This window comes from Micromonospora sp. WMMD708, assembly GCF_049315245.1.
GTDB lineage: Bacteria > Actinomycetota > Actinomycetes > Mycobacteriales > Micromonosporaceae > Micromonospora > Micromonospora wenchangensis.
The window spans coordinates 1,529,238-1,548,075 of sequence record NZ_CP186060.1; the positions used below are offsets into that span (position 1 = coordinate 1,529,238).

Below are 18,838 nucleotides of genomic sequence, written 5' to 3' on the forward strand. Positions count from 1 at the left end.
CACCCTAGCCCCGACCACCTCCGCCGCGCCCCGTGAGCCTCGTCGCGCCACCCTGCGTGACCCGCGCAGGCGGCGGACCGGGTCGGGCGGCGGACCGGTCAGGCGGCGGGGACCGTCCAGAGCCACACGTCGTCCACCCGGCGGGGCTCGCCGAGCAGGGCGGTGGCGGTGCGGCGCAGGGCGTCCTCGTCGAGGTCGTACTTGGCCCCGTGCACCTCGTCGGGCAGGACGACCGCCTCGACCCCCCAGTACCGCAGGTCCGCCCGGGACAGGCGGATGCTGCCCTCGGTGACGATCGGCACCAGCCCGGTCCGCCCGGCCTGGTCCATCAGCGTGTCGAAGGTGCGCGGCGGCGGCCCGATCCGACCCCGACCGTCCGGGCCGCCCGGGCCGAGGAAGAAACCGGCGGGCAACCGGAACTCGCCCTGCCGGTGGGCCAGGGCGTACGCCTGCCAGCGCTGCCCGTCGGGGGTCACGTCCAGGGTCAGCGGGACCGGGGTGAGCACCCCGCCCGGTGAGACGTACTCCCGCCAGGTGCCGGCGGTGACGAACTGCGGCACCGGCGGGCGGACGCTGGTCAGCAGCGGGGTCGGCAGCAGCGGCAGCAGCGCCGCCACGAACCCCACCCCCCACGCCCAGGCCGCCGCGCGACCCGGCGGCGTCGCCCGCAGCCGGTCGACGGTGTACGCCAGCAGCACCCCGATCACCGGCGCCACCACCAGGGCCAGCCGGGACGGCAGGGCGGCGTTGACCACCGGCAGGTCGTCCAGCACCCCGAAGGGCAGCAGTTGGCCGGTACGGCTCCCGTTCCACTTCGCCAGCGGCCCCCAGGACAGCACCGTGAAGACCACGGCGGTCACCCCGAGCGCGGTCAGCGTGGCCCGGCGTCCGGCGCTGGCCCGACGCCACAGCCACCCGAAGCAGGCCACGGTGAGCAGCAACAGCGGTAGCCCGAAGAAGCTGTTCTCCTCGGTCGGATTGGGCGCCAGCGAGGTGTCCCAGCCCAGCGCGCCGGCCACCGACCGGCTCGGGTACGCCCCGAACGCGGCGATGTCCTCCGCGTGGATGACCGGGTCGAAGCCGGTGCCGTGGAACCGCTGCGGCCCGGCGAAGTGCAACCACAGCGGGTACGCCAGCAGCACCCCGGCGACCAGCGCGGTCACCGCCAACCCGCGCAGGAAGTCCGGCAGCGCGGCGCGGGCCTGCGCCCGGCGGGCCGGGTGCAGCGCCCAGACGGCGAGGAAGACGGCGACCGCCAGCGCGGTGAAGAACAACCCCTCGGCGGCGATCGAGAAGGCCACCGCGACCAGCACGCCGAGCACCAGCCCGCCCCGCCACCAGCGCCCCGGCCGACGCAACGCGAACACCGCCGACACCAGCAGCGGCACCAACCAGCCGGCGGTCCAGTTCAGGTGGGCGTTGGCGTGCGCGACCATGCCGGGGGAGAAGGCGACGAACAACGCCCCGACGCCCGCCGCGAGCCGACTGGCGACCAGGTGCCTGGAGAACAGCCAGTACCAGGCCAGCGCGGTGGCGGCGAGGTTGAGGGTGAGGATCACCAGGAACGTCGCCGGTGGCCCGATCAGGTACGTCAGCGGCGCGAAGACCACCGCGTACACGGTGATCGAGGTGTTGACGGCGAGGTTCACCCCGTCCGGCACGTTGAGCAGGTGGGTGAAGAGCGGGTTCTCCCCGTGCGTGACCGCGTGCCCGCCGAAGGCCAGCAGCCACTCGAAGAGCGCCTGGTCGCTGGAGTTCACGGTGATCGCCCGCTGGTTCGGGTCGCGCCACAGCCCGCTGGTCACCCAGACCGCCAACGCCACCGCGACGACCAGCACGGTCAGGTCGGCCCGCCGACCCCGGGCGGCGGCGTCCGGGGCGGCGGTGGGCGGCGGGTCGGCGGCCAGGATCGGGGAAGTCGGCACGGAGCGGACGTTACCAACCGGAACTGGACCGACCGGTCGGACCCGCGACCCCGACCCCGGCGGGTCAGTCGTCGTGCAGGGCGGCGTGCAGCGCGGCGGGCAGCCCCGGGTGGGTCCAGGTGAAACCGGCCCGGGTGAGCACGGCGGGCAGGACCCGGGTGCTGGTCAGTGCCTCCTGGGCGAAGCCGCCCAGGGCGACCTTCAGGGCGACCGCGGGGATCGGGACGATCGCCGGCCGGTGCAGTTGGCGGGCGAACTCCCGGGTGAACTCGGCGTTGGTGACCGGGTTCGGGCCGACCACGTTGACCGCGCCGGCGACCTCCCCGGCGGTCAACAGGAACACCGTCGCGTCCAGCCAGTCCCGCAGCGAGATCCACGGTAACCACTGCCGCCCGCTGCCGAGCCGGCCGGCGATGCCCAGCTTGAAGGGCAGCAGCTGCGGTTTGAGCAGCCCGCCGTCGCGGTGCAACGGCAGGCCCGTCCGCAGCCGTACCACCCGGACCCCGGCGTCCTCGGCGGGCCGCGTCGCCGCCTCCCAGACCCGGCACACGTCGGCGAGGAACCCCTCACCCGCCGGGGCGTCCTCCTCGACCACCCGGTCACCGGTGTTGCCGTACCAGCCGACCGCCGAGGAGTTGAGCAGCACCGGGGGCCGGTCCGCCGCCGGCATCCCGGCGATCGTGACGGCCAGCGTGGTGGTGGTGTCCACCCGGCTGGACCGGATCACCCGGCGGTAGTCGTCCGTCCACCGCTTGTCGCCCACCCCGGCCCCGGCCAGGTTGACCACCGCGTCGGCCCCGGCCACCACGGCCGGGTCGAGCTGCCCGGCGGTCGGGTCCCACCGCTGCTCGTCGGGGGTACGCGGCGACCGCCGGACCAGCCGGGTGACCTGGTGCCCGTCGCCGGTGAGGCGGTCGAACAGCCGGGTGCCGAGGAAGCCGGACACGCCGGCCATCAGGATCCGCATACCCCTATCTTCGGGCACGGCCCCCCGATCGGATGCGCCGACCACCAACCCCCGCCCGCCCCAACCCCCCGACGTCCACCCCCGGCCGACTCGTCCCGGTGATCAAGAGGTTCGCGTCAAGTTGAAGATCAATCTTGACGCGAACCTCTTGATCAACTGACGCGAATCTCTTGATCACCGGGGGCGGGGCGGCGACCCGCCGAGGCGGGGCGGGGGAGTCGGGGGCGAGTGGTTGGGCGGGAGGCGATGGCGGATGCGTGAGCGTTACGAGTCACTCGATTGTCGCGGCGGTGGACTTGGTCTGTGCTACTCGAGACTCACTTCCGGTGTGGCTCCCACTGTGTGGCTATCTCGTTGATGTCCTCAAGTAGCCGCTTCCAGCTGTCGAGCCGAGCAACCGGCCCCGATGGATCGAGTAGCTGAAGTAGTTGGCGCCGATGCTGGCTGAATCGCTTACGGACCGCCTCCCTGCGGCGGCCGGTCTCTCCCGCAGCAGCCAGGAGGCAGGTCTGGAGAAACCCCTTTGGATCGGATAGTGCCTCCACCTCGTGTCTTTTTGGCAAAGCGAGGTTCATGCGTCCCATCGGGTTGCCGGCCACCAGCCGGATGGTCGCCTCATCGAGCAGCAGCCACGCCTCCGTCATGCGCACTGGAATCACTGGAATGAGTAGACTGTCCAGATGGAGTGAGTCGATCGCACGGGTGATCTCTCTCAAGCGGGCGCTGCGCCCGGCATTGTCTGCGTCCCGGTGTACCACAATCAGATCGACGGGTGCTCCGACCAGCCTCAGGCCGGCAGTTACCCGGGACCGCACGTCCTTGTGGACCTTTCCGAGCAACGAGAAGTCCGGTTGACTCAGCCGGACCTCGATGCCTCGCTCGAGAAACAGGGACTCGATGAGTTCCGCAAGGGGTGCATCGGAACTGCCCTCCGCCACGAACAAGCCGGAGTAGGAACGTTGCCTCATCCCACCATGTCCAACGGCAGTCGCAGTTGAGCCCCGGGAGGCGCGGCGAGATAGGCCACGACATCCGCCTCGGAGAAGCTCGGCTGTCCTGGCAGGGCCCGCCACGAGTCACGGTAGGGCAACAGGGCCAATGCCCTGGTGACCGTTCCGTCCGGTGCCAGTTTGGGTCTGATGTCGGCCAACAGGAGATCAGGCGGGGCGCAGAGTGCCATCACTCCGGGTGAATGCGTGTTAACGATGACCTGTCGGAACGGGTTGGTGTCCGCAGGGGCGACGGTGGGGTCAACAGCAAGGTCTTGAACGAGTTGTACCATCGCGGGCAGGTTTGCGGGGTGGATGCCGTTTTCCGGCTCCTCCATGCAGATGAGCCCGGTGAATCCTGGATCCTCCAGCAGGACGCAGAGTGCCAGGAATCGGAGAGTGCCTTCCGAAAGAGCGCGAGCGGGCAGTCGAAGGTTGCTCTTCTCCTGTAAAAAGAGTGTGAAGACCTCCCGAACCTGGTCCAACTCTACAGTGATTCCCCTGACGCCGAGCCCGATGAGGTCGGACAGGCGACCGGCAACGCGGGCATAGAGGGCGGCTGGATCGGCTTCGGGCTCTTCCCCGGCGGGTTCGTTGGCAATCCGGTACAGCGCTGCGGCCAGGTGACGGCCGTCGGGCGCGAGTGAGCGCGGATCGGCGAAACCATCAGGGGCGCGCAGTGCGGAGGGCTCAAGAGCCAATCTGCGCCAACTCTGCATCTCTCGTCGGGCCGCCAGAATCGTCGGGTAGTCGTTGGTGGTGACCGTGCTGAGCACAGTGCGACCGGCCCGAGCCGCTGCTCGCGGTTGGGGCTTGCCTCTGCTTCCGCCGTCGCCGTGGACGTTGATAACCGTGCCGGTGTCCCGCTGCTCAGTGGAGAGGAACGGGCCGCCCCGTCGCTCACCGCGTACTACGCCATTGCGGAAACGTGCGACGTTGTGACGAAACTTGAGGTGTTGCCCCGCTTCGCCCCGCCGGATGTGCCGTAGTTCTTCACCGAGCAGGCTCAGCCGGCCAATACTGCCTTCTCGTGTAGGTGTCTCGAAGCCGAGCGTCACTTCGTAGCGTAGGAAGGTGGTGGTGGCGTCGGCGGTCGTCCCAAGATCGTCCTCCACCTCGGCCGGAACGATCATTTCGGCGGCGAGCTTGATTCGATGTTCATGGTTCCGATAGCCGTCCCAGAACAGGTCTCGAGGATCGCCACCCCGCATACCAGATGAGCCGCGGACGCGTTGCGAAGCCTCGACAAGGCTGTCACTGGCAAGGTAGGACATGAACTCGATGGCGTCGAAGATGTTCGACTTTCCGACCCCGTTGGCACCGGCGATGCAGGTGAAGGGGCCAAAGTCTACCGCGATATCGAGCAGGTTCTTGAAACCCTGCACCTCGAGCCGCGTCAGCATGGCACTAGCCTAGTCGTTGATAGGCTACCCATCCGTACCCCCTCTGCTGCCGGCGCGGCGGCGGCCGGTCGGGCAAGCTCTGCGGTCGAACCCTGAACGGGTGGAAGGTGAACGAGACCTGCCTGGCTCGGCATCGGCAAGCGGCACGACAACGGTGCGGTCAGGCTTTCGGCAGAACCGACCGCAGGTCGGCGAGGAGCCGCTCCACCTCGGCGAACGCGTCCGCCGGGAGCGGGCCGAGGGTGAGGGCGGCGAAGTTCTCCCGGGCCTGCGCCACCGTCCGGCACCCGGGGATCGGCAGCGTACGAGGGCTGCGCGCCAACAGCCAGCCCAGCGCTCCCTGGGCGAGGGTTCGGCCGTCCGCGGTCAACGCCGTCCGGATCGCCGCCACCCGGGCCGACCACTCGGGGGTGGGCCGGCCGTCGCGGAACCACACCAGCCACTCCGGGGCCCGGCCCCGCACGTCGTCCGCGCCCGGCGTGCGGGTGGCCCCGGTGAGCAGACCCATCGCCAGCGGCCCCCGGTTGAGGCTGGCCAGGTCGAAGGCGTCGCAGACGGCGAGCATCTCCGGATTGTCGCTCAGCACCGACTCGTCGTGTTCGACGGCGATGCAGTGCGGCCCCGCCCCGGCGAACACCCGCGCCGAGTCCGGGTTGTCGGTGCTCCAGCCGTACCCCCGGATCTTGCCCTGGGTGACCAGGCCCTCCAGGGTGTCGACCAGGTCGAGCGCGGCGGAAGCCGGCAGATCGTTGAGGTGCAGCAGGTAGAGGTCGACGTGGTCGGTGCCGAGCCGGCGCAGCGATCCCTCCAGGCTGGCCACCGCGTACGCCGGGCTGGCGTCCACGCCCAGCGCCAGCCGGGTCGCCTCGTCGCTGCGGTTGCCGAACTTGGTGACGATCACCGCCTCGTCCCGCCGGCCGGCGAGCGCCCGGCCGAGCACCCGCTCGCTGTGCCCGGCCCCGTAGTTGCTGGCCGTGTCGAAGAGGTTGACGCCCAGGTCGAGGGCCTGGTGGATGGTGGCGACCGACTCGTCGTCGTCCACCTCACCCCAGCCGTACGGCTGACCGTCGTCGCCCCACAGCGGGCCACCGATCGCCCAGCACCCCATGCCGATCGCGCCGACCTCGATTCCACTGCGGCCCAGAGTCCGTGTCGTCGTCATGCCGACCAGTGTTCAACCTGGAGCGCGCTCCAGGTCAAGCGATAACATCCGGCCCATGTACCCGCCTTCGGAGGCCGCCCGGCGCAGTGGGTTCAGCCTCGACACCCTCCGCTACTACGAGAAGATCGGCCTGCTCAGCGGCGTCGGCCGCACCTCCGGTGGCCGTCGGTTCTTCACCGACGACGACCTGAGCTGGCTGGTGATCTTCCGCTGCCTGCGCGACACCGGGATGCCGATCGCCGAGATGTGCCGCTACGCCGAGCTGTCCCGCGAAGGCGAGCACACCGTCGCCGCCCGGCAGGAACTGCTGGAACAGCACGCCGCCCGGGTCGAGGAACAGTTGACCCTGCTCCAGCGCCAGTACGCCCACCTGCGCGAGAAGATCCGCTTCTACCAGGGCCTCACCGGGGCGACCCCCGCCCCCTGAGCGCCGCACGCTCGGGTGGACCCCGACCCGTCCGGGGCCGGTGGGGCACCGGATAGCCGGGCCAGCACCGGGACGAGCGGTTCGAGGGCGTCCCGGCGTACCACGAAGCGGGTGACACCCCAGCGACGCCGGTGGGCCGCGACCGCCGCGACGATCTCGTCCACCGTGCCGATCAGCACGAACGGGGTGGCCAGCAGCTCGGCGACGGTCAGTCCGATCCGTTCGGCCTGCCCGGCGGCGGCGGCCCCGGCATCGTCGGTGACCACGACCGTCTGCACCAGCGCCTCCAGCGCGGGCGGGGTACCCCGGCCGGCCGCACCGGCGGCCACGTGCGCGAGCTGCGCCTCGATCTGGTCGACCCGCCAACGCGCCTCGTGCCGGTGGCCGTCGGCGAGGGTACGCCCGAAACCGGTCAACCCGACCACGTCGGCGTGCGCGCCGGCCCAGCGCAGCAGCGTCGAGTTGGCGGTGCCCATGGTCAACGGGATGCGATCCTGCACCGGGCGGGGTGAGGTCAGCCGGGCCTCCCGCGCCACCAGGTCGGGGGAGTCGACCGTCACCGGGGAGCCGTCGAGCAGGGCGCGGACCGCCTCGGCGACGGCCACGCAGCGGCGTACCCGACCGGCCACGTCGGGGCGTACCCGGCCGACGGCGGCCCACTCGGCGGGGGTGTGCCCGGCACCGACACCGAGCCGGGCCCGTCCGCCGGAGACCAGGTCGAGGGTGGCCACGTCGGCGGCGAGCAGGATCGGTTCCCGTACCCCCAGGTTCGACACGTACGAGCCGAGACCGATCGTGGTGGTCACCGACGCGGCGGCGGCGAGCGCGACGAACGGGGACGTCACGGCACCCGGGTGGTCGGCGGCGAGCAGGGCGTCGAAGCCGACCGACTCCGCCCGGCGGGCGAGGTCGACCCAGCCCGCCGCGTCGGTCGGCGTGGCCTGGAGCGAGAAGACGGTCACCGGCCCAGCTTCGCCGTCGCGGGTCGTCCCGGCCATCCCGCAGGCCCGGATTCTGCCAACCGGAGAATCGCCCGCCCCCGCCCCGGCTCTGCCGGGGCCGACGTGGAACCGTCGGCGCGGGAGGCGCGGAACCCGGCGGCCCGGCTCACCAGTCCGGTGGTGGGGTCACCCCGAGCAGTTCAGTGGTGTCGCCGGACCGGTCGCCGAGCGCGTCGAGGGCGGCGGTGAGGGTGCGTTCCTCGTAGCGGAAGTGCGAGGCGAGGATCGCGGACAGGCCCTCCAGTTCGACGCGTACCCGGTCGACGGCCGCCGGGTCGTCCGTCGGTGGATCGGCGACCAGCGCCTCGATCCGGTGCACGATCCAGTCGACCATGCGGTGGTCCCGGCTGAGCTTGTCGAGTACCGGCCGCAGCTCGGGTGCCTCGTCGGCGAGCACCCGGAACGCACCGGCGTCCTCGCCGGTGTGGTGCCGGGTGAGCGCCGAGCAGAAGCTGAGGCAGTGGGTACGCAGACTGCGCAACCGTTCCACGTCGGGCGACCCGCCGGGACCGGCGGCGAGGCCGGCCCGGAGCTGGTCGAGCTCGTCGAGCAGCCAGAGATGGATCTCTACCAGTTGGTGGCCGAGCGCGGTCAGGCGGTCGGCGGAGGTGGAATCGGGGTGCACAGGTGTCCCTGCTGTCCGGCGCCTCCGTGCCCTCGGCGGTCTCTGTGCCGGGTACACCGCGACGCTGACGACGATCATACGACCCCCTCGGCGGCGTGGCAGCCACACCCGGCGGGCCGGCGCGGCCCGCCGTCAGTGTCGGCGCAGCCCTGCCATGAGCAGGTCGAGCAGGCGGCCGGCGAGGTCCCGTTGCTCCGGCCCCTGCGCCGCCAGCGACATCCCGCCCAGCCCGGCCAGCACGTCCCCCGGGTCGACGTCCGGGCGGATCGTGCCGGCGGCGACACCGGCCGAAAGCAGCCGGGTCAGCGCGGCGACCAGCAGGTCCCGGCTCTGCGCGTACGGGTTGGTGCCGGCGGCGATCACCAGGCGCAGGGCGTCGGCCATGCCCTGCTTGGTGGCGAGGTAGTCGACGAAGCGGTCCATCCAGGCCCGGGTCGCCTCGGCGGGCGGCAGGCGGGTCAGCAGCTCGTCGGCGGCGGCGCAGAGTTTGGCCAGCTCGTTGCGGTAGGCGGCCTCCACCAGCGCCTCCCGGGTGGGGAAGTGCCGGTAGAGGGTGCCGATGCCGACCCCGGCCTCCCGGGCGATCGACTCCAGGGTCACCTCCGGCCCCTGCCGGGAGAACGCCAGGACGGCGGTGTCGAGCAGTCGCTGACGGTTGCGCAGCGCGTCGGCGCGCAGCGGCCGGGGGCTGGCCTGCGGCGTGCCGCCGCTCGGGCCGGTCCGTCCCGGGTCGTGGCTCGGCCGGGTCTGCCGCGTGTCGCGGTCCGGGCCGGCGGGCGGCACGTCGCCTCCTGGGCTGGTGGGCGGCACGTCGCCTCCTGATGTCCGGTGCGGTGGCGTCACCGCACGGGTGCGTGTGGGGGCCCCGACGGGCCGGTCGTGGGGTGACGACGGCCACCCGGACCGGCCCGGCCCGCCGGCCGGTTGGCAAACGGAGGAACCTCCGGTTAGTCTCGGAGATCGTAACGGAGGGCCCTCCACTTCTCATCGTACCGGCCGGGCCGCCCGGCCCACGCCGCACCGACAAGGACGGATCATGACCACCGACACACCGGTCCACACCCCCTTCGACGCCCGCACCACCGCCCTGGAGGTGGTCCGCGACGTCGACCTCACCGGTCGACGCGCCGTGGTCACCGGCGGCGCCTCCGGCATCGGCGTGGAGACCGCCCGTGCCCTCGCCGCCGCCGGAGCCGAGGTCACCCTGGCCGTACGCGACCTCGACGCCGGTCGGCGCGCCGCGACGGACATCACCGGCAGCACCGGCAACGACCGGCTGCTGGTCGCCCCGCTCGACCTCGCCGACCAGGCGTCGGTGGCCGCCTTCGTCGCCACCTGGGACGGGCCGCTGCACATGCTGGTGAACAACGCCGGCATCATGGCCTCGCCCGAACGGCGTACCCCCGAAGGCTGGGAGTTGCAGTTCGCCACCAACCACCTCGGGCACTTCGCCCTCGCCACCGGGCTGCACCGCGCCCTCGCCGCCGCCGACGGGGCCCGCATCGTCGCGGTCAGCTCCGCGGCGCACCTACGCTCCCCGGTGGTCTTCGACGACATCCACTTCCGGCAGCGCCCGTACGACCCGTGGGAGGCGTACGGGCAGTCGAAGACCGCCAACGTGCTGTTCGCCGTCGAGGCGACCAGGCGCTGGGCCGACGACGGCATCGTCAGCAACGCGCTGATGCCCGGCGCGATCCAGACCAACCTCCAGCGGTACGTCAGCGCCGAGGAACTGGAGCGGATGCGGGCCGCCAGCGGGGGCGGCGCGGCCACCTGGAAGACCGTCGAGCAGGGTGCCGCCACCTCGGTGCTGGTCGCCGCCTCGCCGCTGCTCGACGGGATCGGCGGCCGGTACTTCGAGGACTGCCGGCAGGCAGCCCCGCACCAGCCCGGCACCCGCACCGGCGTCGCCGCGTACGCCCTCGACCCGGCCGCCGCCGAGCGGCTCTGGACGGTCTCCGAGCAGACCCTGCGCGGCTGAGCCGCCGGTCCGCCGGGAGGTGCCGTGCCGGCGTGCCCGGCGGCCCCGTGACGACGAAGGGCGCCCCGGTCGACCGACCGGGGCGCCCTCGCGTAGGCGGGGTGTTACAGGCCCAGTTCGGCCTCGAAGTTGCCGCCCTCCAGCCGCTCCTTGACCGCGACCAGGAACCGGGCCGCGTCGGCGCCGTCGATCAGCCGGTGGTCGTAGGACAGGGCCAGGTAGACCATCGACCGGACCGCGACGACCTCGCCCAGGTCCGGGTCGTTGACCACGACGGGACGCTTCACCACGGCACCCGTGCCGAGCATCGCCGACTGGGGCGACGGCACGATGGGGGTGTCGAACAGCGCGCCCCGGCTGCCGGTGTTGGTCAGCGTGAAGGTCGCCCCGGCGATCTCGTCCGGGCTGATCTTGTTGGTCCGGGTGCGCTCGGCCAGGTCGGCGACGCGCTTGGCGATGCCGCCCAGGTTGAGGTCACCGGCGTTGTGGATGACCGGCGTCAGCAGGCCCCGCTCGGTGTCCACCGCGATGCCGAGGTTCTCGGCGTCGGGGTAGGTGATGGTGCCCGCGTCGAGGTCCATCCGGGCGTTCACGATCGGGTACGTCTGCAGAGCCTCGATGGCGGCCAGCGCGAAGAACGGCAGGAACGACAGCTTTACGCCGTGCCGCTGCTGGAACGAGTCCTTCGCCTGTGCCCGCAGCTTGGCGATCCGGGTGACGTCCACCTCGATCACCGTGGTGAGCTGCGCCATCTCGTGCAGCGACTCCTGCAGGCGGTTGGCGATGGCCTTGCGGATGCGGGTCAGCTTCTCGGTGGTGCCCCGCTTGCCGCTCGGCTGCGGCTTCGCCGCCGGTACGGCCGGGGTCGCCGCGGCGGCCGGCTGCGCGGCGGGGGCCGGAGCCGCCTTGGCCGCCTTCGCCTTCTCCGCCGCCTCCAGCACGTCCTGCTTGCGGATCCGGCCACCCACGCCGGTGCCGTTGACCGAGGCCAGGTCGACACCGTGCTCGCCGGCCAGCTTGCGGACCAGCGGGGTCACGTAACCGGGGGCGTCGCCGCCACCCTGGGCGGGCGCGGCCGGTGCCGCCGGGGCGGCCGGCTGGGCGGCCCGCTCGGCCTGCACCGGCTGGGCCGCCGACTCGGTCTCGGCGGCCGGCTCGCCGTAGCCCGCGCCCGGCGTCGGCTCGGTGACCTGCGGCTCCGGCTTCGCCTCGGCCTTGGGCTGCTCCGCTTTGGGCTGCTCCGCCTTGGGGGCCGGCTCCGGCTCCGGCTTCGTCTCGGCCGGGGCCGCGCCCGCCGCACCGATGATCGCCAGGTCCGCGCCGACGGCGGCGGTCTCGTCCTCGGGGACCTTGATCTCCAGGACGGTGCCGGCGACGGGCGACGGGATCTCGGTGTCGACCTTGTCGGTGGAGACCTCCAGCAGCGGCTCGTCGACCTCGACGGTCTCGCCGACCTGCTTGAGCCAGCGGGTGACCGTACCCTCGGTGACGCTCTCGCCCAGGGCCGGCATCTTCACCGGGGTGCCCTCGCCCGACGACGCCGGGGCGGCCTGCGCCGCCGGCTGCTCCCGGGCCGGCTCGTCCTGCTCCGGCTCCGGGCCGGTGCCCTCGGCGGCGGCCGTCGGCTCGGGGGCCGGCGCGGCCTGCTCCGGCTCGTCGGCCTCGCCGCCGGCCTGCGGGGCGTCCCCGCCGGCCGACTCGCCCTCACCCGAGATGACGGCCAGCTCGCTGCCCACCTCGGCGGTCTCGTCCTCGCCGACCACGATCCGGCTCAGCACCCCCGCGGCGGGGGAGGGGATCTCGGTGTCGACCTTGTCGGTGGAGACCTCCAGCAGCGGCTCGTCGACCTCGACGGTCTCGCCCTCCTGCTTGAGCCAGCGGGTGACGGTGCCCTCGGTGACGCTCTCGCCGAGCCGAGGCATGGTGACCGATACCGGCATGTTCTGAAACTCCTTCGTGGCCTGGTGCGATCCTCGCCCGCTTGCCGCCGGCGTCGCGGAATGAGTGTGGGTCAGGCGTGCGCGTGCAGCGGCTTGCCGGCCAGGGCCAGGTGCGCCTCGCCCAGCGCCTCGTTCTGGGTCGGGTGGGCGTGCACGAGCTGCGCCACCTCCGCCGGGTAGGCCTCCCAGTTGTAGATGAGCTGCGCCTCGCCGATCAGCTCACCGACCCGGGCACCGACCATGTGGACGCCGACCACCGGGCCGTCCTCGACCCGGACCAGCTTCACGAAACCGGCGGTCTTGAGGATCTGGCTCTTGCCGTTGCCGCCGAGGTTGTAGTTGTAGACCTTGACCTTGTCGCCGTACTGCTCCTTGGCCTTCGCCTCGGTCAGGCCCACCGACGCAAGCTCCGGGTCGGAGTAGGTGACGCGCGGGATGCCGGCCTCGTCGATCACGGCCGGGTTCAGGCCGGCGATCTCCTCGGCGACGAAGATGCCCTGGGCGAAGCCCCGGTGGGCGAGCTGGAGGCCGGGCACGATGTCACCGACCGCGTAGACGTTCGGCACGCCGGTGCGCAGCCGCTCGTCGGTCAGCACGTACCCCCGGTCGAGCTTGACGCCCTGCTCGGCGTAGCCGAGATCGGCGGTGTTCGGGCCCCGGCCGACGGCGACCAGCAGCAGCTCGGCCTCGACGGTCTCGCCGCCGGCGATGGTCAGCTTGACGCCGTTCTCGGTCTTCTCGACCTTCTCGAACGGCTTGCCGACCTTGAAGTTGATCTTCCGCTTGCGGAACGCCCGCTCCAGCGCCTTCGACGACTCCTCGTCCTCGGCGGCCACCAGCCGGGGCAGCGCCTCGACGATGGTCACGTCCACCCCGAAGGACTTCCACACGCTGGCGAACTCGACGCCGATCACGCCGCCACCCAGCACGATCACCGACGCCGGCACCCGGTCCAGGGTCAGCGCGTGGTCGCTGGTGATGATCCGCTCGCCGTCGACCTCCAGGCCGGGCAGGCTCTTCGCGTAGGAGCCGGAGGCCAGGATCACGTTGCGGCCGGTGTACCGCTTGCCGTCCACCTCGACGACGTTCGGGCCGACCAGCTTGCCGGCGCCCGCCACGAAGGTGATGTTCTTGTTGCCGCCGACCAGCCCCTGCAGGCCCTTGTAGAGGCGGGAGATCACCCCGTCCTTGTACGAGTTGACCCCGGCCATGTCGATGCCGACCAGCTCGGCCTTGACCCCGAACTGCGCCGACTCGCGGGTCTGGTCGGCGATCTCCGCCGCGTGCAGCAGCGCCTTGGTCGGGATGCAGCCGTTGTGCAGGCAGGTGCCGCCGAGCTTGCCCTTCTCGATCAGCGCGACGGAGAGATCAAGCTGGGCGGCACGCAGCGCCGCCGCGTAGCCGCCGCTGCCACCTCCGAGAATGACGATGTCGAAGGTTGCGTCGTTCGGCTCGCTCACGTCCAACTCCCTGGTCGCTTCGCTGCATCGGGGGGTCACGGCGGGGCGCCACGGGCAGACCCCACCTCGGTCATCTTGTCACTAGCGCGTCCGCAGCGCGTACCGAGGTGCCCAACGACACGTCCCCGACACGTACTCTTGGCACCGTTCCCGACGACGGGCGGGGGAGAGGAGTGGCCCGGTGGCGCTGTTCCGGCGACGCAAACCGCCGACCCCGGCCAACCGTGACCGGCCGGCCGACCGGGCCGACCTGGATCACCTGGCCAACTTCGCCCGCACCCGCCGGGGGGTCGAGGCGTACCTCGAACCCCGCACCACGATGACCGAGACCACCGTCATCATGATCGCCGACGACGGCGAGTGGACCCGACGGCGCATCGACGGCCCGGACGGCGCCCGCCGCTTCGCGCACGCCCTCGGCATCCCGATCTACGACGTCCGGCTGATGGGCTACCCGCAGCGGATGCGCGACTACAACGAACGCCGCAAGCGCCGCCCCGAGCGGTACTGACGGCCACCCCGGCCGGCGACCCGGGAAACGCGGACGGGACGCCCGCAGGCGTCCCGTCGTTCTGTCGCGGATCCGTCAGCCGTTGGCGGCGACGTCCTCGACCAGCTGCACCAGGGTACGCACCGGCACCCCGGTGCCGCCCTTGGTCCAGTAGCCGGTCGGCTCACCCGAGTGGTAGCCGGGACCGGCGATGTCGATGTGCGCCCAGGCCACGTCGTCGGTGACGAACTCGCGCAGGAACACCCCGCCCTGCAGCATGTGGCCGGCCCGGTCCATGCCCGCGTTGACCTGCGAGATGTCCGCGACGTCGGAGTCCATGCCCTTGCGGACGTCGTCCGGCAGCGGCATCGGCCAGGCCGGCTCGCCGACCGTGTCACCGGCCACCTTCACCCGCTCGCACAGCTCGGGGGTGCCCATCACCCCGGAGATCCGCTTGCCCAGCGCGATCACCTGCCCGCCGGTGAGGGTGGACGTCTCGAACAGGTAGTCGGTGCCGTCGGCGCAGGCGCGGGCCATCGCGTCGCCGAGGATCATCCGGCCCTCGGCGTCGGTGTTGAGCACCTCGACCCGCTTGCCGTTGAACATGGTGACCACGTCACCCGGCCGGTAGCTGGTGCCCGACGGCATGTTCTCCGCCATCGGCAGGTAACCGGTCACCGCCACGGCCGGCTTGAGCGCCGCGATCGCCAGCATCGCCGCGCCCACCGCCGCCGCGCCGGCCATGTCGGACTTCATCTCCCACATGCCCTGGGCCGGCTTGATCGAGATGCCGCCGGTGTCGAAGGTGATGCCCTTGCCGACCAGCGCGACCCGCTTGCCGTTCGTCCCGCCCTGCGGGGTCCAGGTCAGCTTGACCAGCCGCGGCGGGGCCTCCGAGCCCTGCCCGACGGCGGTGATCCCGCCGTACCCGCCGGCCCGCAGCTGCTCCTCGTCGAGCACCTCGACGTCCAGCCCGGCGGCCCGGGCGGCGGTGGCGACGGCCTCGGCGAAAGCCGGCGGGCGCAGCTCGTTCGGCGCGGTGTTGACCCAGTCGCGGCTGGTGCGCACCGCGCCGGCCACGGCGGTGGCCCGGTCGACCTCGGCCCGGGCGGTCGCGTCGGCGGCGTCCGGCACGGCGATCAGCACCTCGGCCACCGGCTCCCGCCGGGTCGGCTGCGGCTTGGTCTTGTAACCGGCGAACCGGTAGCCGCCGAGCAGCGCCCCCTCGGCGACCGCGCGCAGCGCGGCCGGAGCGTCGGCGTCGTCGGGCAGCGGCAGGCTCAACGCCACCCGGGGTGCCCCGGCCAGCGCCCGGACCGCCGCGCCGGCGGCCCGACGCAGGGTCTCCGGGGCGGGGGCGGCACCGGTCGGCTCCGGACCCAACCCGACCGCCACGACCAGCGGGGCGGTGACGGTGCCCAGCGTGGCCAGCTTGATCACCTCACCGGGGCCACCGGTCGCGCCGAGCAGGGCCAGCGTCGCGGTCAGCTTGCCGTCGAAGGCGGCGGCGATGCTCTCCGCGCCGTCGGCGAGCAGCAGGGTGCCGGCGGGACCGCTCGTGGCGTCCGGACCGGTGGTCTGGCTGTGCACGCCGATCACGATCGCGTCGACCGCGAGCTCGGCGGGGTCGGTGTCGACCAGGCTGAGGGTGGTGCTGGACGATGTCACTGAAGCTACTCCGGGCGGGCCGGGCCGGCCGCGGCGTCGCGTACCGGCGGTGATGGTCTCCGGCGGCAACCTACCCGCCGGAGCGCGGGTGCGTCCCGCCGAAGTGCCGACGGGTCCCGCCGATGCTAACCAGCGGGACACCCGGCGGTAAGTTGCCACCCATGACGGACGTGACCTCCGACGCCGCCGCGACCCGGCTGCGCCGTTCCCCGCTGCACGCGCGACACACCGCGCTCGGTGCCAAGTTCGCCCCCTTCGGGGGGTGGGAGATGCCCCTGGAGTACGCCGGTGGCGGCGTGCTCAGGGAACATGCGGCGGTCCGCACTGCGGTCGGCGTCTTCGACGTCTCGCACCTCGGCAAGGCGCGGGTCACCGGCCCCGGCGCCGCCCGGTTCGTCAACTCCTGCCTGACCAACGACCTGGACCGGATCGGGGCGGGCAAGGCGCAGTACACGCTGTGCTGCGACGACGCCACCGGCGGCGTGGTCGACGACATCATCGCCTACCGGTACGCCGACGACCACGTCTTCCTCATCCCCAACGCGGCGAACACCGCCGAGGTGGTCCGCCGGCTGCGCGCCGCCGCCCCGGCCGACGTCGAGGTCACCGACGAGCACGAGCGGTACGCCGTACTGGCCGTGCAGGGCCCCCGCTCGGCCGAACTGCTCGACACCCTCGACCTGCCCACCGGGCACGACTACATGAGCTTCTCCCCGGCGACGCTGGCCGGTGCCGAGCTGACCGTCTGCCGCACCGGCTACACCGGTGAGCTGGGCTACGAGCTGGTGGTGCCCGCCGCGGACGCCGTCGCCGTCTGGGACGCGCTGTTCGCCGCCGGGGCGGCCTTCGACCTGCGGGCCTGCGGGCTGGGCGCCCGGGACACCCTGCGCACCGAGATGGGCTACCCGCTGCACGGACAGGACCTGTCCCTGGACATCACCCCCGTGCAGGGGCGGTCCGGCTGGGCCGTGGGCTGGGACAAGCCGGCCTTCTGGGGCCGCGACGCGCTGCGCGCCGAGAAGGCCGCCGGCCCCCGCCGTACGCTGCGCGGCCTGGAGGCCGTCGACCGGGCCATCCCGCGCGCCGGGATGACCGTGTACGCCGGTGACGCCCCGGTCGGCACGGTCACCAGCGGCACCTTCAGCCCCACCCGCAAGCAGGGCATCGCCCTCGCCCTGCTGGACACCGACCCGAAACTCGCCGACGGCGACCTCGTCGAGGTCGACATCCGGGGCCGCCGCGCCCAGATGCGGGTCACCCGACCCCCCTTCGTCACCCCCTCCGTCCGCTGACCCCACCCGGCTTCGCCCCGGGCCCGGTTCGTCCCGGCTCCGGTTCGTCCCGGCTCCGGTTCGCCCCGGTGATCAAGAGGTTTGCGTCATCTCGGAGCGGATTTCTGACGCGAACCTCTTGATCACCGAGGCGAACCGGGGCGGGGAGGGCGAGCCGAGCGCGGGAGCGAGCGCAGGGGAGTGCTGGGGGTGGGTGAGGGGCCGGGTCAGTGGGTGGGGTGGGGGCGTTCGCCGGCGTCGAGGACGGCCTGGGTCCAGCCGCCCTCGATGACGCCCGTGCCGTCCAGGACCGCCCAGTCGACGACCTCGGTGACCGCCACCACGACCGGGGAGCCGATCCGCACGGTGGGATCGGTGTTGGCGTCGCTGGCGCTGGCCCCGACGATCCGCTCCGGGGCGTCCCACGAGCTGACCCCGGCCCACACGTACTCGGGGCCGTCGTCGCCGGGCAGGCCGTACTTGACCACCAGTTGCGCCTCCGGCGGGAGCCCGTCGGCGAGGAACCGGGCCCGGATGTCGTCCAGTCCGGCGCGGGCGGTGGCGACGGCCCGGCTCATCGCGTCGCCGGAGCGGGCGTACCGGACGTCCGGCTCGATGCCGGAGAAGAGGGTCGCGCAGGCCGCCGCGTAGTAGCGGCCGTCCGGGCCGGGGTGACCGGGCGGCGGGCGCAGGCTCAGGAACGAGTCGGCGTCCGGGTCGGTCGCCGGGTCCAGTTCCAGCCGGAGCAGCACCGGTGCCGTCGCGCCGTGCTGCTCCGGATTGCCGTACGCCACCGCGATGTCGTGCCCGGTCACCGTGGCCAACACCGGTAGCTGCACGAACGCCGGCACCTCCTCGCCGGCCAGCCCGTCGGTCCAGTCCCGCAGCAGCCGGCGGGCGGCACCGGTGAGCACCGCGCCCCAGGCCCGGGTGAGATGGTCGGGCACCCCCTGGGTCTGCAACTCCAGCAGCCCGAAGCGGCGCAGCCCCTTGGTGGTGAACCACAGCCCCTCGGTGTCCGAGGAGTACGGCACGAGCACCCAGTCGACCAGCCGGATGCGGCCCTGCGCGTCCGGCAGCGACTTCAACGCCGTCGCCGGGTCGAGGAACTGCAACCCGAACACGTCCACCACGTCACCGCCGACGGACTCGGCCACCGCGGCGGCCACCGCGCGGGCCGCCCACTCGTGCGCCGGTGGCCAGCCCGGCCGGTACTCGGCCTGCACCACCACCAGGTGACTGGCGGCGGCGAGCCGGCCCAACTGGGCCTCGGTCGCGCCGAACGCGGTGAGCAGGTCCGGCGGCAGCTGCGGGAACTCGTCGATCGACCGGGTGTCCACCGACATCAGCGGACTGTCCAGCATCTGCGTGGCCAGGCCGTACACCGGGTCGGCGAGGCGGCCGGCGAGACCCCGTACCGCCGTCTTCGGGCTCACCGGTGGCAACCCCGCCACCGGTACCAGGTAGGTCGCGCTGAGCGACTCCGGGACCGGTACGGGCAGGAAGTCGTCCGTGATGAGCAAGTCGTC

At 72.6% G+C, this 18,838-nt stretch carries 16 protein-coding genes; 4 read left to right on the plus strand and 12 right to left on the minus strand.

The features are described from left to right. Positions 1-98: 98 nt before the first annotated feature. The 5 genes from ACN260_RS07045 to ACN260_RS07065 form a co-directional block, all read right to left on the minus strand. Positions 99-1,925: a DUF2079 domain-containing protein gene (locus ACN260_RS07045; protein WP_422755218.1), complete on the minus strand. Its 1,827-nt coding sequence runs from the start codon at positions 1,923-1,925 to the stop codon at positions 99-101. A 64-nt stretch (positions 1,926-1,989) separates the two neighbouring features. Continuing rightward, a complete protein-coding gene (locus tag ACN260_RS07050; protein WP_422755219.1) occupies positions 1,990-2,892 on the minus strand; it encodes a TIGR01777 family oxidoreductase in 903 nt (300 codons plus the stop codon). 317 nt (positions 2,893-3,209) lie between these two features. Then, on the minus strand, positions 3,210-3,860 hold the full coding sequence (locus tag ACN260_RS07055) for a hypothetical protein (protein WP_422755220.1): 651 nt from the start codon (positions 3,858-3,860) through the stop codon (positions 3,210-3,212). Then, positions 3,857-5,284 carry an AAA family ATPase gene (locus tag ACN260_RS07060; protein ID WP_422755221.1) on the minus strand — a complete coding sequence of 476 codons (1,428 nt, stop codon included), beginning with the start codon at positions 5,282-5,284 and terminating at the stop codon, positions 3,857-3,859. Before ACN260_RS07060 ends, ACN260_RS07055 begins: the two co-directional genes overlap by 4 nt. A 160-nt stretch (positions 5,285-5,444) precedes the next feature. Further along, the gene (locus tag ACN260_RS07065; protein ID WP_422755222.1) at positions 5,445-6,446 is read right to left on the minus strand and encodes an aldo/keto reductase; all 1,002 of its coding nucleotides are present in this window, start codon (positions 6,444-6,446) and stop codon (positions 5,445-5,447) included. A 55-nt stretch (positions 6,447-6,501) separates the two neighbouring features. Between ACN260_RS07065 and ACN260_RS07070 the strand changes: the two genes are divergently transcribed. Then, entirely contained in the window at positions 6,502-6,873 is a 372-nt protein-coding gene (locus ACN260_RS07070) for a MerR family transcriptional regulator (protein ID WP_422755223.1), read from the plus strand. Here the strand turns inward: ACN260_RS07070 and ACN260_RS07075 are convergent. From ACN260_RS07075 to ACN260_RS07085, 3 genes are all read right to left on the minus strand, one after another. Further along, the gene (locus tag ACN260_RS07075) at positions 6,837-7,835 is read right to left on the minus strand and encodes an LLM class flavin-dependent oxidoreductase (protein ID WP_422755224.1); all 999 of its coding nucleotides are present in this window, start codon (positions 7,833-7,835) and stop codon (positions 6,837-6,839) included. The two genes, ACN260_RS07070 and ACN260_RS07075, sit on opposite strands and share 37 nt — an antisense overlap. A gap of 145 nt (positions 7,836-7,980) precedes the next feature. Next, a complete protein-coding gene (locus ACN260_RS07080; protein WP_422755225.1) occupies positions 7,981-8,499 on the minus strand; it encodes a hemerythrin domain-containing protein in 519 nt (172 codons plus the stop codon). Between the two features lie 132 nt (positions 8,500-8,631). Next, entirely contained in the window at positions 8,632-9,309 is a 678-nt protein-coding gene (locus ACN260_RS07085; RefSeq protein ID WP_422755226.1) for a TetR/AcrR family transcriptional regulator, read from the minus strand. A gap of 226 nt (positions 9,310-9,535) precedes the next feature. Here ACN260_RS07085 and ACN260_RS07090 point away from each other — a divergent pair, with 226 nt between their 5' ends. Continuing rightward, positions 9,536-10,480, plus strand: coding sequence for an SDR family NAD(P)-dependent oxidoreductase (locus ACN260_RS07090; RefSeq protein ID WP_422755227.1), 945 nt, complete (start codon positions 9,536-9,538; stop codon positions 10,478-10,480). A gap of 104 nt (positions 10,481-10,584) precedes the next feature. Here ACN260_RS07090 and sucB read toward each other — a convergent pair whose 3' ends face one another. Beyond that, positions 10,585-12,420, minus strand: coding sequence for a 2-oxoglutarate dehydrogenase, E2 component, dihydrolipoamide succinyltransferase (gene sucB, locus ACN260_RS07095; RefSeq protein ID WP_422755228.1), 1,836 nt, complete (start codon positions 12,418-12,420; stop codon positions 10,585-10,587). Between the two features lie 71 nt (positions 12,421-12,491). Next, positions 12,492-13,919 carry a dihydrolipoyl dehydrogenase gene (gene lpdA, locus ACN260_RS07100; protein WP_422755229.1) on the minus strand — a complete coding sequence of 476 codons (1,428 nt, stop codon included), beginning with the start codon at positions 13,917-13,919 and terminating at the stop codon, positions 12,492-12,494. Between the two features lie 142 nt (positions 13,920-14,061). Between lpdA and ACN260_RS07105 the strand changes: the two genes are divergently transcribed. Beyond that, positions 14,062-14,391, plus strand: coding sequence for a hypothetical protein (locus ACN260_RS07105; RefSeq protein ID WP_145921071.1), 330 nt, complete (start codon positions 14,062-14,064; stop codon positions 14,389-14,391). A 75-nt stretch (positions 14,392-14,466) separates the two neighbouring features. Here ACN260_RS07105 and ACN260_RS07110 read toward each other — a convergent pair whose 3' ends face one another. Further along, a complete protein-coding gene (locus tag ACN260_RS07110; RefSeq protein ID WP_422755230.1) occupies positions 14,467-16,038 on the minus strand; it encodes a leucyl aminopeptidase in 1,572 nt (523 codons plus the stop codon). 161 nt (positions 16,039-16,199) lie between these two features. On the opposite strand from ACN260_RS07110, the gene gcvT reads away from it, so the two are divergent. Beyond that, entirely contained in the window at positions 16,200-17,330 is a 1,131-nt protein-coding gene (gene gcvT, locus ACN260_RS07115; protein WP_422755231.1) for a glycine cleavage system aminomethyltransferase GcvT, read from the plus strand. Positions 17,331-17,536: 206 nt separating this feature from the next. Here gcvT and ACN260_RS07120 read toward each other — a convergent pair whose 3' ends face one another. After that, positions 17,537-18,832, minus strand: coding sequence for a DUF2314 domain-containing protein (locus tag ACN260_RS07120; RefSeq protein ID WP_422755232.1), 1,296 nt, complete (start codon positions 18,830-18,832; stop codon positions 17,537-17,539). Between the last annotated feature and the right edge of the window lie 6 nt (positions 18,833-18,838).

Coding starts and splice junctions, on each gene's coding strand:
- ACN260_RS07050 (WP_422755219.1), bottom strand. CDS start 2,892: ATGCGGATCCTGATGGCCGGCGTGTCCGGCTTCCTCGGCACCCGGCTG.
- ACN260_RS07055 (WP_422755220.1), bottom strand. CDS start 3,860: ATGAGGCAACGTTCCTACTCCGGCTTGTTCGTGGCGGAGGGCAGTTCC.
- ACN260_RS07060 (WP_422755221.1), bottom strand. CDS start 5,284: ATGCTGACGCGGCTCGAGGTGCAGGGTTTCAAGAACCTGCTCGATATC.
- ACN260_RS07065 (WP_422755222.1), bottom strand. CDS start 6,446: ATGACGACGACACGGACTCTGGGCCGCAGTGGAATCGAGGTCGGCGCG.
- ACN260_RS07070 (WP_422755223.1), top strand. CDS start 6,502: ATGTACCCGCCTTCGGAGGCCGCCCGGCGCAGTGGGTTCAGCCTCGAC.
- ACN260_RS07090 (WP_422755227.1), top strand. CDS start 9,536: ATGACCACCGACACACCGGTCCACACCCCCTTCGACGCCCGCACCACC.
- sucB (WP_422755228.1), bottom strand. CDS start 12,420: ATGCCGGTATCGGTCACCATGCCTCGGCTCGGCGAGAGCGTCACCGAG.
- gcvT (WP_422755231.1), top strand. CDS start 16,200: ATGACGGACGTGACCTCCGACGCCGCCGCGACCCGGCTGCGCCGTTCC.